Source organism: Pseudomonas sp. EL_65y_Pfl2_R96 (assembly GCF_963970905.1).
Taxonomy (GTDB): Bacteria; Pseudomonadota; Gammaproteobacteria; order Pseudomonadales; family Pseudomonadaceae; genus Aquipseudomonas.
The window spans coordinates 90,689-103,551 of sequence record NZ_CAXAQH010000010.1 but is presented as its reverse complement, the minus strand read 5'-3'; the positions used below and the strand labels follow the sequence as shown (position 1 = coordinate 103,551).

Genomic DNA, 12,863 nt, shown 5'->3' with positions numbered 1-12,863 from the left:
ACAGGAATATGAGCATGCTTGATTGGTTCTCGGCTGGGGTCACCAGCGCACAGACTGCGGCAAATATAGCTAAAAGCTTGCTCACCCTTCGAGATGAAGAAGCTGTAAGGAGCCGTGTTTTTGAACTTACGCAGAGCCTTATGGAATTGCAGCAGCAGCTTATGACTGCCCAACTGGAGCAAATGGCGCTTGTAAAAAGAGTCGGAGAGCTTGAATCGACTCTGAGTAAGGTTAACTCCCGAGTGGATCTTGAAAGCAAGTACCAACGCCACGCATTCGAAACCGGCTACTTTGCATACAAACTCAAACCAGAATTTCAAGGTGACGAGCCCGAACACTACCTTTGCAGCAACTGCTTTGAAAAAGGCGACATGGTCACCCTTCAAAAAGGAGGAGGCATGGGTTGGAAAGGACTGAAATGCCCTCGCTGCGAGAAACTTGTGAGCCTTGGAGCTGTTCCTGTTCAGCCCCCAATTCCAACCAAACATCACTACTAGGCTCATGCAGCCATCCCCAGTATTTCGCGGCGGATCTCATCGACCGTCGCCTGATTCAAGCCACCTTTCTTGGCGATCTTCTCGACACGGGATGCTGCCGCCTCGGCCTTCTCGCGGTACTCGGATTGCCATTTCTTCTGTGCAATAGAGGCCTTGCCCAGTTCTGCCACCGCCTTGGCTACCTTGGCCAAGTCGAATGGTTTGTCGTCGGCCATCAACAGCTTGAATAGATGCTCCTGGACCAATCTCATCAACGCTTCGTTGACGGCGCCTTCTTCATCCGGCGCAGCAGCCACCACGGCGCGAGCCTGCTCGCTGGCGACCTTGAGCGCCGAGAGCTTGGATTCAAAGTCCTGGCCATAACGGTGCAACGCCGACTTGCTGATCGAAAAGCCCTGGGCCGACAGCTCGGCCGCTAGGCTTTCGTATTCGCTGAAGCTGTTTTCGGCCAGGGCCTTGTCGAGCCAGGCCTTGACGGCCTTGGGCAGGCTGGCGACTTTGCTGCGCGGTGGCATGGCTTAGCTCCAGTATTTTTCGGGGCGGGCAATGCCTGGATTGCAGTCGATGGTGTACTCGGCCACGTCGACGCCGTAGTGGGTCAGGCCGCAGATCCAAGCGCCACTGGACTGTTTTTTCAGCGTCACGAGGCTCCGATCTGCCAGGTAGTCGAGTTCCCGGCGCAACTCCAGGGTGGTGACATCCGGGAGAATGCCTTGGATGGTTGAGAGCACCATGGCTTCGTGCGGGTCCACGGGTCGGGAGGTGTTGAGAGTCAGAAGGATGTACCACCGCAGGGATTCGCGGCGGACCTTGGCGGGATCAATGTTCATGGTCGTATTCCTTTGAGCTGAACGTTTTCTAACTTGAGCGCCAAGGCGTCGAGCTTGGCTTCAATGACGGTTTGGTTTCGGACGTAGTCCTCACGTCGCACGTAGTGCAGGGGCAGATCTGCGCGCAGCCGTTCGAAGTTGAGTTCCACGCTTCGCAGGCGGTCGCTGTCTTTGGCCAAGGCGTTGAAGCGGTCATCCATCACGGCATTGCGCTGGTCCAGGCGCCGCTCCGTTTGCAACAGCAGCAGCTTCACCAAGCCTGCAAAACCACCGAGAACCGCGACCGCCACACTGATCAACTGCCAGGCAGGCATTTCAATCATCATCATTTGCAGCCCCTTTTTTCGCGGCGTGTTTGGCACTCGGCGCAGAACTGCACGCCCTCGACGGCCTGGCGTCGGTCTTCGGGTATCGGCATTTCACAATCGGCCATCTGGCAGAACTCGGCGGATGGTCCAGTCAAGGTTTCCCGTTGTGCCAAATGAGCGGCTAAAGAGCTTTCGTGGTGACGCGCCTCCAATACGCTGGCGTAGTCATTTGCTTTCATTGAGAGTCCAATCAATCAGGTTGTTGAGCTGCGCCCGACAGATTCCATGCAGCTCGCCGTTCCGTACCTGGTTGGTCAGGAGCTGATCCTGGCCAAGGCCGGAGTCGAGGTCGTCAGCGGTTCCGGCTCCGCTGGACGGCGCAGATGTTCCGCTGGTGCTGTTCGTGGCTGGCATTGCGGTACTGATGCCGTTGGCGGTGTTCCACACGCGGACAAAGCCAGTAGTGAACACAGCAACAGGCAGCGGCTCGGGCTGCGCATTGAGGGCGCGTCGGTAGAGTTTGGTGACATGGGTTATCTCTCCTGTGAGCTTGTCGGTGGTTTTGCGCAGGTTGTCTTTGGTGTCAGCCAACTGGCGTGCCAGTTGATAGCCCTTGGCCTGCTCGGCGCGTAAGTCGGCAAGGGCCTTGTTCGCGGCATCGGCTGCCACTTGGGCCAATCCAAGTTTTTCGTGGGCGAAAGCTTCGCGAAGGTCGGCGGCGATCTTGTCGCCATTGGCTGTGCCCAGGGCGAAGCCGTCGTCATAGCCTTCCTGGCGGTAGAGATGCAGGCCGTAGACCACAGCAATGATCAGTGCCACGCACCAGGTGGCTGGACTAATAAGATCCAGCAGACGTTTCATTGGCAGACTCCCTGGCCCCAGCCATCAGCGATGTACAGGGCTTCCCAGCGCAGCAGGATCTGGCGCGGGTATTGGCGGTTTTCCTTGAAGGCAGCGGCCGAGCGGCCAGCGTTGTGCCGCTCGACAGAGTCGAACCAGGTCAGCGGATCGGCGCCTTTTGCCGAAGCCAACTTGCGGTCGCGAATGACCCAGCCCAGCCCGCCGTTGTAGCTGGAGAGGATGAACGCCCCTTGTTCGCAGGGACCACTCGCCTGAGTACGATCCGCCAACCAGCGGTCATAACTGACCAGCGCCTGCATGGACCAAATCGGATTGAACGGCTCGACCTTGCCCAAGGCTTTGGGGAACAACTGAGCCAACCAGGTCGCGGTCGAGGGCATCACTTGGCCCAAGCCTTGCGCACCGACCGGCGATTTCGCGTCGAACCGCCAGCGGCTTTCCTGATGGATCTGCGCGGCGAAGGTTGCCACTGGAGCATCCAGCCCCCACTCCGCTTGGGCGATACGAGTTAGGTCGCGGCGGTAGCGTTCGGCATGGGAAGGAATTTCGGCATGGGCTGGGGTGGAAACTGCGAGCCCGACAAGCGAGGCCAGCGACGCGGCACCTATATATAAAAGGATTCGCCGCATGCTCAGAGCCCCAACGTCAGGCCGAGGACGCAGGCCAGCACGACCAGGGCGCGGCGAACACCAGCCATGGAGCGCTCATAACGCCGGACCATATTTGGGCGGGCGTAGGGAAACAACGCGCGGTCGATCCAGTAGCCGAGTACACCGCCCAGGGTGACCAGACCACATTTATAGAGAACGACCGGGAGTTTGGTCGGAGCGACGATAGCCAGGCACAACAGCAGTGCGATGGTGATCAACGTCCAGTCGGTCATACGTGGCGCACGAGGACGCCGCTTCGGTAATTGAAGGTTCATGCAGATACTCGCGGTGTGTGGATGGCGGCGCGCAGAGCGGCCAGATGGTGGTTGGCAACCACGGCGTTGCCGCGCACAGGGATGGGCGCTCGATACTCAGCAAGGACAGGGATGGTGGGACTTACAGCAGGGCGAAACTTCTCACGCTGCTGGACGTGTTGCTCGGTGTGGGCTTCTGCCTGGGATATATGCAGTTGCACCATGTCCCGCCAGTCGGCTGGAACCTTGGCCCACAAGACTTCGCGGGCGAGGTCATCCCCTGCGGCAAGGATGAGTTGCGCATGTTGGCGCGGCCACTGGGGCCGGGAGACTTTGGGGGAAGCGGGAGCGGTGTGCATGGTGCGAACCTGCCGTTTGAAAGAACGGGTGTAGGTTCGCGCACGGGGGAAGAAGTTGTAATTTCAGGGGGGTTTAAGGTTTTAGCCCCGCACGGTGGCGGGGCTGTATTTATCAAATCAACTTCATTGAATAAATGACCATCAGGCCTTGGGGGGCTTTAACTAGCTCAAGACTCACTTGGGACGTTCCCCGAGCAATCTTCTTGACGCCGGGTTTAGGTTTGCCGCCAGCCTTGAGGATAGGTTGCTGACGTGCCAGCTCTTCAACAAAAAAATCATTCACAAGATCAAAAGCAGCGCCTCTACCTAACAGCCCTTGGAAAAGAACGTCTCTTAGTGCCTCGGCGTTGTCGTAATCTGTATCGGTTGTCGATGGTGTAGAAAGTATCATCACCGTCAATTCAGTGATTGCGTCCTTTCCTTTACCAGTGATCTGGACAATTGAAGCAGCACTGCCAACGGGAACTGTTCCCCCCCAACGCTTCATTCCATTCTCGTCGGTTTCAGTCAGTTGGCTGCGAACGTTAGGAAGTTCCTCAAGCAGTTGGTCATATGTGTTTTTGAACGCATGTTTAGGGCTGTCAACGACAGCGTGGGCAGATAATGAAACGGCCAAGCCGAGTAGTATTCCGATCAAACCATTTACTATTTTCATACCCACTCTCCTATGAGCTACCTAATGAAGCGTCCCGTCATCAAAGCCGAATAAGTCGGGCTCGCTCTTACGATGCAACGCCCGCTGGCGGGCAATGATGTCATAAATCGTTTGGCTCGACAGAACGTACTTGTTGACCATATCAGCAGGTTTAACCCCTTTGTCCCGCCAGTCTTGGTAGATAGCCGCATCGCGCATGGCTCGCTTGAGGATTGTGCCGCGTGGCAGATACATCACCGTGCCGCCCTGGTGCTCGCAGATGGAATAGACCACCCGACGGGCCAGCTCAGGAGCGCTATCGGTGTTGTTGAGCGCCTTGCGCAGCTCGACTTCGGCAATCCTGACCATCTCACCCAGGGTGCCCTCCCAGCGTGCAAGGACGGTTGGCGATTCCATATGCGCCAGTATCTTTTCAGGGTCAAGCTTGTCGCTGTCGTCTGGGAACAGATCTTCGTTCATCGCTCAGGCCTCCCCTGTCGGCGGGCATCGTAGGTTAAGGCCGCCACCATTTTGTGAAGCTGTTGCGGGTCCAGCCATTCCACTCGCTCAACCTTGAACATGCGCATGGCCATGCCATCGGCATACGCCCAGGAGCGTTTGGCTTCGGCAAGAAAGGCCTCGACCTTACCCATCAGCTTTTCCCGGTCCGGTGCAGGGATAGGAACCTTGCGGTCAGTTCGTTTGGCCGACGTCGAAGTCCAGCCCAACCGGGCGAACTCGGCCAGTACGTGGCCGATCTGGCGCGGGTTAAGGTCTTTGGCTGAACGCACACCGGCCACCCGGCCAAGCAATGTGCGATAGGTTTCGTCGTCTAGGCCAAGGTCTTTTTTGGCGATGTGGATTTTGCTGAGTTGCAAGTTCCTGGTGTTCATTTTCCCCTCCGTTGTATCAGGGCACGGAATGCAGCCGGGTCACGTCGGGACAGATCGGCTACACCGTGAATCACCATCGTGAGTGCATGGTCGGTTTCGTCGAATGCTCCGGCTGTACGTATCTGTTCCAGCTCACGTTGCGTGCCACTGTAGATTTCCATTTTCAGTTTGCTGGCGCCCATGGCTAGCCGCTTTTCCTTTTTCCGTTGACGCTCTGCACGCTTGCGCTCACGGGCAAGACGGGCTTTGCGTTGGCGGGGTGTTTCATCTGTCATGGGTTGGCTGCTCATCAGTACCAGGCAACCACGCCTGGCAGACCGTCCCGGATCACCGGGGCGGTTTCGCTTAATGGAGGGTGTTGTTGCTCGGCTGGCGGCGGCAGGCAGGTAGGCCGCCGAGCCTTTCTTCACAAGCGGCCATGCCGAACAGCATTTGCGAGATGCGAAGCGCCTCGGTGTGCAAGGTCTGTCCGAACGGCCCGACTCGGGCGCCGGACATGTCCAGGGATACAGTCGGTTTGCCGCTTTCGTCGTGCTGGTCTTCAAGGGTCAGGGTGATCTTGGCCATGGGATGTCCTATCGCTGTACATGGAAGGTGATGTGGTAATCGCGGGCGATCTGCCGCACGCGTTTTTCAGTCATGTGGTATTTCTTGGCTGTCCACTTGGGGGAGTTACCCAGAGCAGCCTCGGCCATGATCAAGGCCGCGAGCTTTTGCTCGTCTGTCTGGGCAAGCTCTATTGCTGGCTCAGGCAGTACAAGCGCTTCGGGAGTCGCTGCGGCAGCAACCGGCGCGAACAGATGGGCATAGACCGGCGAGCGCTCCGGGTTGATGGTGAAAGTCGCTGGCGTGTTGCTCATGCAAAAACCGATTTGTTGGACCTTGCCTCCGCGAGCCAGGAATTCGGCGGTTTGACGGGCAAGGTTGGCGCGTTCGGTATCGTGCTGCGGCGAGTGAATAGGCAGCGGATCTGTGGTGGTGTCGTGGTAGCGCTGCATGGTCAGGTCTCGTCGGCTTGTTTGAAGTGGTAGTGATAGAGCTTCAACACAGCGGGACAGCCGTCTTGAATCTCCTCCACACTGTCAATTACAGCGGTAGGGCGCAGCTTTTCGATCAGACGGTCGGCTGCCTTTCTGGCTGACTCTGCCGATGAGGCAGTGGTTTTGTAGCCAGGCGCTCTGGCGTGGTACGAGCCGGTGCTGAAGAAGCACCGGATGGTGATCGGCGTCATCTCACACCCCCGCAATATCAAGGCTGATGGGCTGGTATTGATCGGTATCACCCACACGCTCGTACACGCGGATGTAGGACTTGGAGCCGATCACTTGGCAGGCTTCACCGATAGCTTGCATCGCACGCTGCCAGCGTTCATCGGCAATTTCCAAGCGACGCAAGGCAAGGACTCGTGCCGTGCGGATGTCGCCCTTGGTATCGGTGCGAAAGGCGTCGTTGACCAGAGTTACAACCTCCGGCCGCGCCCCGGCCGTCCACTCTTCAAGGCATTCGTCGATCAAGGCCCGCGCCGCCTGGAGGCGTTCGTCGAAAGCGATGCTTTCCTGAATAGCCCGTTGGACTTTGTAGCGACCATCGAAGCTGATCAGGCTGACATTGCCTTTTTTGCCACCCAGCTTGGCGCCGTATTCCTCAGCGCTCATCTCGACGAAGGCGTCGATGTCACCGAACGCGGCGGCTTTGAACAGGGCCAAGCCTTTGCTGGCTACGCGGGCCTTCTCGACCAGTTCCAACACCAGGGCATCGCGGGCCAGATCAAGCGGCTTGATCATGCTTTCGGCAACGAGCCGACGTTGCGCGTCGATGCGGTAGCCTTCGGGGATGGTGTGTGGTTGTGCAGTCATTACAGGGTTCCTCAGTGGAGAGTCGGGCGAGCCCAATCGTCGGGACGGGCGGCGCTGATGGTTTCGCGCCATTCCAAGGTCACGCCCTGGAACAACACGGTGTAACGGGTGCTACCGGCGCTGGCATGGCGCTGATAACCGCTGACGGCACGGGCGTCGATCAGTGCGCGACCGGCCTCGGGGGCGATGGTCAGTCGGTTTTGGATCGGGTCGAGGTTCAGCAGGCGGATGCGCATCGACTGCAAAGTCCGAGCGGCGTGGTTGAACACCCGCAGGTGTTCGGCCAGTGACGGGGTCAACACTTTCAGCAGCGTGCGATTAGTGGAGGCGAGCATGGTCAATCTCCTGATGGCAGCGGTCGGGGTTGTTGGTGCAGTGCTGACAGGCGCGCCAGTGCTGCATGGCTTGCGGGTTGTGGGTCGGTGCCGGTTTTTCGCGATAGTTTTGGCACTGATCGGTGGTGACCACGTCGTCCAGGGCGACACACTCGATACGGCCGAGGGTTTCCATGACACGGCGCTCAACACCGGCCGTGCTGGGTGACGCGTAGCGGTTGGCCAGGATCAGGCTGACGGCGGTGCGGCTCATCCCAATGCGCTGGCTGGCTTTGGTTTTGTTGCTGGCGGCGACTTCGGCGGCGAGCAGGCGCACGAACAGCGGCGGCTCTGGACCCCAGGCGGCTAAGTTGACGCTCATAGCTCCACCTCCGCGCAATCAGATTGGCGGTAAACCACGGCCCCCAAGTTGGGGTCGAAGACTTGGCCGATGGTTTGAATCATTGGTGGGCGTGGGCCAGTGTTCTTGCCGGATATCAGGCGATACCGAGCGTGACGCCCCGGCCCTCCCCGATCAGTTACCACTAGGTAACCCGCACGGTTGAGCCATTTCAGATAAGACTTTGCGGTGTCCGTCGACGTCTTAACTGCAATCGACGCTTGTTCTGCCAGTTCTACAGCGTTCAGCTCACCCAGGATTCGCAGCGTGCGCCACATCGCCTCGGTTCCTCTTCCGGCAGTGCTGAGTTCACCACTGCTGGTAACCACAGGAGCTTCAGCGCCGACATCTTTGACCAAGCGGAAGGTTTGCTCATCAAGCTTGCGACCCTCGACGACTTCGATGTATCCCCCTTTCATCAGCGCCTTTAAGTAGCGACGCAGGCTGATGTCAGAAACACCCGCTCGACTGGCCATACCAAAAATTTTGAAACCTGCCGAACTCGCCCGAATGGACTCCCACATGCGCTGCCGACTGTCCTTAGTACCCTGCATATCCAGATCAATGCGTTTACGACCACACCCCATTACGCAGCCCTCCGCACTGGGGCCTCGCCGGTAAACCAGCCGCGACTACCCCAGCCTGCAAGGTCGATGCTGTCCATGGCCATGGCTTGGGTTTCGCTGTAAACCTTGTAGAGGTTGACCGCGACGCGGCGCAGGCATCCGCGCACCTTGTGGCGCAGGTCCTCCAGCAGATCGTCGGAAATTTTTAGGGTCGGATAACTGGCCTTGGCCAGACTGCGCAGGTCATCAAGGGTGGCGGGTTGAGCGGGCACCCACTCAAGCACGCGGTTATGCAGACGTTCCAGCTTGGCCAAGCTGCTGGGCACACGCTCTTCGCCGATCAGGACGATGGTGCCCTGACTGGCGTTGTAGATATCGGTCAGGACGTTGGCCACGGCTTTTTCAAGCAGGTATTGAACGTCGTCGATCAGCAGCGGACGGCCGCTACGGGACAACTGTTCGGCCACCTGGTCGACCATCACCGAGAGCGTTTGGCCGGGGGCGATGCTCATTTCTCGCAGGATTGCTTGCAGGAAAGCTTTCTTGCTCCAGGTGTCGCGGCACTCGACGTAGTAGGCGCGGTGCAGGTTGGCGGCGAAGGCTGCGCCCACGCTTTTGCCCAGGCCGCTGGCGCCGTACATCACGACCAGACCGGGCAGGCCCATCGGGCGGGAATGAGCACGCTCGATAGCGGCGGACAACAGGCCGACGTTGGTCAGCGGGACGATTTTGGAAACACTCATGTGAAGCTCCTTAAAGATCTTTTGTTAGGCGCGGGCTTGTTCCGCGAACTCGAACATGCGGCGGATCGAGGCGAAGTCCGGGTGTTTGGGGTAGCGGCTGTGCCACTGGGTCTCTTCGTCCGTCAGCACTTCGCCATTGCTCAGGCGGTCAGCGAGCTGGTGCCAGAGGTGGTAACGGGCTGTCGGGTCGGATGGCAGGTCGAAGGTCTGCGCCTTCGGGGCTGCCAGTTGGGCGAAGCGTTGGGCTTCGGCAAGCTGATCAGCAGTGAGCTGGGCAGATGGCGCACTGGTCGGTGCGATCATTTCCACGCGCTTGCCGGTCAGGGTTTCCAGCTTGTCCAGGGCGCGTTTCATCTGGCCGCTTTCGCGCTTGTCGTAGGCCTTTTCAATCATGGCCTTCGGCATGTAGTCGCTGGCGTTACCATCCAGGAGCGCTTCGCCGATCAGGTCGCCGTCCAGAGTGCGGACCCATACACGGGAGGAGTCGCGCACGTCGTAGGCCACTCGGATTTCTTCGCCGTGGAAGTTGCGTAAGGCGTCGAGGAAGTAGGTTTCGTTTGCCCAAGTGACCTCACCGCGACGGGTTGGGCGCAGCACTTGCGGACGCATCAGGTCATTCAGCAGCTCAGACGACGCCACCAACGGCTCCCAGCCCTCGGCGCGAGCGGCATCCCATGCTTCGTTGGGGCTCATGTGGCGTAGCTTGCCGGTCAGCGGATCGCGGAACCGTTCCAGGCCTCGGTGCGGAGTGTTGTTGTAGATGTCGAGTTCATACTCAACGCCCGCCATGAACTCGGCGAAGGTCGGGATCAAACGGGTGGTGCCCGTCTCGCGCAGTTGTTTGCGGCTGATCCGATGGACTTTGGTGCCCGCGTGCTTATCCATGTCGGCGCCGATGTAGCTGGTCAGCTTCTTCGCGGCATTGACCCAGATGGTCTGGTGGGAGCGCTCGATTAAACCTCGTGCCTGACTGTTGTAAGGCAGTGCATGCGTCATGGTGCCGCCGATCCGGTCGACCACTTCGCGCACGGTATCGTTGGCGAAGCCTGAACCGTTATCCACGTAGAACATGGCGAACATGCCGTGCTGTACAGCATCACGCAGGGCGTCCAGAACACCGATGGTGGACTCGGCTTCACCAATGGAGATGCCCACGGCTTTGCGAGTGGCAACATCGAGCACTGTGGTGGTTTCCGGCCGGTACGGTTTCCCGGTGCGCGGGTTGAGGACTTCAGCGTCGAACTTGTGGCCGTCAGCGGTGAAAACGTCGCAGGGGTACAGGTTCTTTGTGGTTCGGCGCTTGAACGGTTGCAGCGCCTTGAGTTCCTGCGGGGTACGACGGCCGCGCTCGCGAGCCTCGGCGCTGAGTTTATTAAGGAAGCGACGGACAACGTGAATGCTCGGGCGCTCGGCCGGGTGCTTGAGTGCGAACTCGGCATAGGCTGCTTCGACGCTGGGCTTGGTCGGACGCTGGTAGCAAGTCAGGAAAGACGCCGACCACGCGGGCAAGCTCATGTCTTTCTGACGGCGAGCAGGCGCCAGACCGGTTTCGCCGTTCTGACGATAGTCGGCCAGCCAGCGCTTGAGGGTGCGCTCGCTCAGAGTACGGTCGCCGGTCTTGCGGTCGTTGGCGCGCTGTACGCGGTCGGTGAGGTACGGGCTCAGTTGCTCGGCTTTGGCCAGTGCGACCAGAGAGTCGATGGCACGTTGCTGACTGATCGTCTGGCTCATGCGCTCGATTTCACGGACGAAAGCCAGGCGAGCCGTCATAACTGAACGTTGATCTTCGCTCAAGCGTGACGCTGAAACGATGTCACGCTCGGTTGTATTTGACTCAACCGCGATCACTGACTGGGGTTGGCTCTCTGCTACTGATGCAGCAATCAGCGCGGTCTGGGTTTCTTTCGGCAGGATAGCGAAGGCGTATTCGACGGCCTTGCTACCAAAGCGGTGTTGACCTTCCCAGTGTTCACGGGCTGCCATGGCCTTGACGTTGCGAGACGTGCCAGGCACACCCGGCAGACCCGCCAGTTCCTGAGCGGTGAACCAATTACGCATGGTCTTCACCCAGGAGCTTTTTCAATTCTCGAGCTTGGCGAGTCGCATTTGCGGCCACTCGCTCAAGGCGCCCCAGTTCTGTGTCCAACGCCTCGCGGCCATATGCGACCCGACCGCCACGCAAATGAACCTGCCAGTTAGTTAGAACATGGCTGGCGCAAACCTCTTCCAGCAACGCGGCTCGGTACAAAGGAAGGTTGTGATCTGCACGGGCAGGACTGGCCCAAGCGTCTAACATGTTCTTACTGACGTCATCGCCTGACAGACGTGACATACGAGCCGCTATCTCATAGCGGTCCAATTCGGACCCTTTGAGTATTTCGCTAACCAGCTCGCTGACTTGGGAGGCGTAATTGCCAAGGCCAGGAATAGACAGCACTGGCTGAGGTACGGAGAAGATATCTAGCGTCTTGTCGTCTTTTGGGCGGCGCATGTTTAGGCACTCCTTACCGCTTTACAGTGTCCTACCGGATAGAGTCCGGTATCCTTGCTGTAGGACGTGTTTATTTCCGCGCGTCCAGGCCGTTGCCGATGTGGGGTGCCGTCCGCGTTCCAACGCTCAGGCCAAATGTCCGCAGGGTCGAGACTCAGAGCGTCAGCTAAGGAGCGTTCGATACGCGGGTAAGGCGTGCATTTGGCGTTGCGGATTGCGCGGTCTGTCACTTCCAGCCGGCGTGCAAGCTCGGCCATAGAGGTGCCACGAACACGGAGTTGGTATTTGATCCACTCCCATCGGCTAGCAGGGTCAGTGGGCATGTCGATATCGCTCATAGTTTTGAACCATCTTCACGGGTGGTTTTTTTGGGACGTCTAACGTCCTGTTGCGGATAAACATAACGCGGATAACCGCGCATATCAATCGGAAAAACGCGCATCCGATTCTTTTTTATGCGCGTCCGTGCTCAGAAAAACGTATAACCGAGAGAAATCAATGACTTACAAGGAATCGGATAAAACGGATGCTTTAGATACGCAGCATCCGATTCCAGTGGGGGCAATCGGATGCTTCCGGGATAGGCTCAAGGACGCGATGGGAACCAGAGCGGCGCGCGTTTTTGCGCGCGACTCGGGTCTTTCAGAGGGGGCAATACGCAGTTATCTGAGCGGTGAGACATATCCAACGCTCGACAGGCTGGAGCAAATCGCGCAAGCCGCAGGCGTTTCAGCGATGTGGCTGGCGTTTGGAGAAGAGCAGCAGGTGCAGCGAGTTATAGAGGATGACAAGTACAGCTATGTGGCTTTGTACGATGCACGGTGCAGTGCTGGGCATGGCTCCTGGACCGAGGGAACTAGGATTCTGACGCACCTGGCGTTCACGACCTATTCGCTGCGTAAACAGGGGCTGGAGCCGTCGAGGCTGTCTGCTATCAGAGTCGATGGTGATTCGATGGAGGGCTTGTTGAGTGACGGCGACACGGTCTTGATCGACCATGGCCGCAACATGCTGGAGGGAGAGGCTGTCTATGTGATCCGCCTGGATGACCATCTCTATGCCAAGCGCCTACAACGCCAGATAGGCGGTGGCGTGGCGGTGATCAGCACCAATCCTGCCTATCAGACGATGACGGTTGCTAAGGAAAGTCTGAACGACCTGGAGATAGTCGGGCGTGTGGTCTGGGCTGGCGGCTGGATGTAAGCAC

The 12,863-nt window shown here is 58.6% G+C and carries 25 protein-coding genes and 1 other RNA gene; 2 read left to right on the top strand and 24 right to left on the bottom strand.

The features are described 5' to 3' along the window. Positions 1–14 precede the first annotated feature (14 nt). Positions 15–497, top strand: a complete 483-nt coding sequence (locus AACY49_RS13145; protein ID WP_339524226.1) for a hypothetical protein — start codon at positions 15–17, stop codon at positions 495–497. A 2-nt stretch (positions 498–499) separates the two neighbouring features. Here the strand turns inward: AACY49_RS13145 and AACY49_RS13140 are convergent, their stop codons facing one another. The 24 genes from AACY49_RS13140 to AACY49_RS13030 all read right to left on the bottom strand — a co-directional run bounded on the left by AACY49_RS13140 (position 500) and on the right by AACY49_RS13030 (position 11,979). Next, positions 500–1,012, bottom strand: a complete 513-nt coding sequence (locus tag AACY49_RS13140) for a DUF3486 family protein (RefSeq protein WP_339524224.1) — start codon at positions 1,010–1,012, stop codon at positions 500–502. A gap of 3 nt (positions 1,013–1,015) precedes the next feature. Further along, complete coding sequence (locus AACY49_RS13135; RefSeq protein WP_071552223.1) at positions 1,016–1,327, bottom strand: hypothetical protein; 312 nt, start codon at positions 1,325–1,327, stop codon at positions 1,016–1,018. Then, positions 1,324–1,656, bottom strand: coding sequence for a hypothetical protein (locus AACY49_RS13130; protein WP_320391692.1), 333 nt, complete (start codon positions 1,654–1,656; stop codon positions 1,324–1,326). The genes AACY49_RS13135 and AACY49_RS13130 overlap by 4 nt, the downstream gene beginning before the upstream one ends. Then, entirely contained in the window at positions 1,653–1,745 is a 93-nt protein-coding gene (locus AACY49_RS31825) for a TraR/DksA C4-type zinc finger protein (protein ID WP_445262639.1), read from the bottom strand. Before AACY49_RS31825 ends, AACY49_RS13130 begins: the two co-directional genes overlap by 4 nt. Before the next feature lie 115 nt (positions 1,746–1,860). Further along, complete coding sequence (locus AACY49_RS13125) at positions 1,861–2,496, bottom strand: DNA-packaging protein (protein WP_339524217.1); 636 nt, start codon at positions 2,494–2,496, stop codon at positions 1,861–1,863. Beyond that, the gene (locus AACY49_RS13120) at positions 2,493–3,125 is read right to left on the bottom strand and encodes a transglycosylase SLT domain-containing protein (RefSeq protein ID WP_339524215.1); all 633 of its coding nucleotides are present in this window, start codon (positions 3,123–3,125) and stop codon (positions 2,493–2,495) included. Before AACY49_RS13120 ends, AACY49_RS13125 begins: the two co-directional genes overlap by 4 nt. 2 nt (positions 3,126–3,127) lie before the next feature. Continuing rightward, positions 3,128–3,421 carry a putative holin gene (locus tag AACY49_RS13115; RefSeq protein ID WP_339524213.1) on the bottom strand — a complete coding sequence of 98 codons (294 nt, stop codon included), beginning with the start codon at positions 3,419–3,421 and terminating at the stop codon, positions 3,128–3,130. Continuing rightward, positions 3,418–3,759 carry a hypothetical protein gene (locus AACY49_RS13110; protein ID WP_339524211.1) on the bottom strand — a complete coding sequence of 114 codons (342 nt, stop codon included), beginning with the start codon at positions 3,757–3,759 and terminating at the stop codon, positions 3,418–3,420. The genes AACY49_RS13115 and AACY49_RS13110 overlap by 4 nt, the downstream gene beginning before the upstream one ends. 112 nt (positions 3,760–3,871) lie before the next feature. Next, complete coding sequence (locus AACY49_RS13105) at positions 3,872–4,414, bottom strand: hypothetical protein (RefSeq protein ID WP_339524209.1); 543 nt, start codon at positions 4,412–4,414, stop codon at positions 3,872–3,874. A gap of 21 nt (positions 4,415–4,435) precedes the next feature. Next, positions 4,436–4,873, bottom strand: coding sequence for a Mor transcription activator family protein (locus AACY49_RS13100; RefSeq protein ID WP_339524207.1), 438 nt, complete (start codon positions 4,871–4,873; stop codon positions 4,436–4,438). Then, positions 4,870–5,286, bottom strand: coding sequence for a gp16 family protein (locus AACY49_RS13095; protein WP_339524205.1), 417 nt, complete (start codon positions 5,284–5,286; stop codon positions 4,870–4,872). Before AACY49_RS13095 ends, AACY49_RS13100 begins: the two co-directional genes overlap by 4 nt. Next, positions 5,283–5,561 carry a hypothetical protein gene (locus AACY49_RS13090; protein WP_339524202.1) on the bottom strand — a complete coding sequence of 93 codons (279 nt, stop codon included), beginning with the start codon at positions 5,559–5,561 and terminating at the stop codon, positions 5,283–5,285. The genes AACY49_RS13095 and AACY49_RS13090 overlap by 4 nt, the downstream gene beginning before the upstream one ends. 1 nt (position 5,562) lies before the next feature. Further along, an RNA gene (locus tag AACY49_RS13085) (hammerhead ribozyme type II) lies at positions 5,563–5,633 on the bottom strand. After that, a complete protein-coding gene (locus AACY49_RS13080; protein ID WP_339524200.1) occupies positions 5,632–5,853 on the bottom strand; it encodes a hypothetical protein in 222 nt (73 codons plus the stop codon). The genes AACY49_RS13085 and AACY49_RS13080 overlap by 2 nt, the downstream gene beginning before the upstream one ends. Positions 5,854–5,861: 8 nt before the next feature. Then, a complete protein-coding gene (locus tag AACY49_RS13075; protein WP_339524198.1) occupies positions 5,862–6,284 on the bottom strand; it encodes a hypothetical protein in 423 nt (140 codons plus the stop codon). 2 nt (positions 6,285–6,286) lie between these two features. Continuing rightward, entirely contained in the window at positions 6,287–6,517 is a 231-nt protein-coding gene (locus tag AACY49_RS13070) for a hypothetical protein (protein WP_339524196.1), read from the bottom strand. A 1-nt stretch (position 6,518) separates the two neighbouring features. After that, the gene (locus AACY49_RS13065; RefSeq protein ID WP_339524194.1) at positions 6,519–7,142 is read right to left on the bottom strand and encodes a DUF3164 family protein; all 624 of its coding nucleotides are present in this window, start codon (positions 7,140–7,142) and stop codon (positions 6,519–6,521) included. Between the two features lie 11 nt (positions 7,143–7,153). After that, a complete protein-coding gene (locus AACY49_RS13060; RefSeq protein ID WP_339524192.1) occupies positions 7,154–7,477 on the bottom strand; it encodes a hypothetical protein in 324 nt (107 codons plus the stop codon). Next, a complete protein-coding gene (locus AACY49_RS13055; RefSeq protein WP_339524190.1) occupies positions 7,461–7,838 on the bottom strand; it encodes a hypothetical protein in 378 nt (125 codons plus the stop codon). The genes AACY49_RS13060 and AACY49_RS13055 overlap by 17 nt, the downstream gene beginning before the upstream one ends. Continuing rightward, positions 7,835–8,380: a hypothetical protein gene (locus AACY49_RS13050; RefSeq protein ID WP_339524186.1), complete on the bottom strand. Its 546-nt coding sequence runs from the start codon at positions 8,378–8,380 to the stop codon at positions 7,835–7,837. Before AACY49_RS13050 ends, AACY49_RS13055 begins: the two co-directional genes overlap by 4 nt. A 62-nt stretch (positions 8,381–8,442) precedes the next feature. Further along, a complete protein-coding gene (locus AACY49_RS13045; protein ID WP_339524184.1) occupies positions 8,443–9,165 on the bottom strand; it encodes an AAA family ATPase in 723 nt (240 codons plus the stop codon). Positions 9,166–9,189: 24 nt separating this feature from the next. After that, positions 9,190–11,223, bottom strand: a complete 2,034-nt coding sequence (locus AACY49_RS13040; RefSeq protein WP_339524182.1) for a DNA-binding protein — start codon at positions 11,221–11,223, stop codon at positions 9,190–9,192. Continuing rightward, on the bottom strand, positions 11,216–11,656 hold the full coding sequence (locus AACY49_RS13035) for a hypothetical protein (protein ID WP_339524180.1): 441 nt from the start codon (positions 11,654–11,656) through the stop codon (positions 11,216–11,218). Before AACY49_RS13035 ends, AACY49_RS13040 begins: the two co-directional genes overlap by 8 nt. 2 nt (positions 11,657–11,658) lie before the next feature. Then, positions 11,659–11,979: a helix-turn-helix domain-containing protein gene (locus tag AACY49_RS13030; protein ID WP_339524351.1), complete on the bottom strand. Its 321-nt coding sequence runs from the start codon at positions 11,977–11,979 to the stop codon at positions 11,659–11,661. A gap of 175 nt (positions 11,980–12,154) precedes the next feature. Here AACY49_RS13030 and AACY49_RS13025 point away from each other — a divergent pair, with 175 nt between their 5' ends. Next, positions 12,155–12,859 (top strand): XRE family transcriptional regulator, encoded by a 705-nt coding sequence (locus AACY49_RS13025; RefSeq protein WP_339524178.1) that lies wholly within the window; start codon positions 12,155–12,157, stop codon positions 12,857–12,859. Positions 12,860–12,863 lie beyond the last annotated feature (4 nt).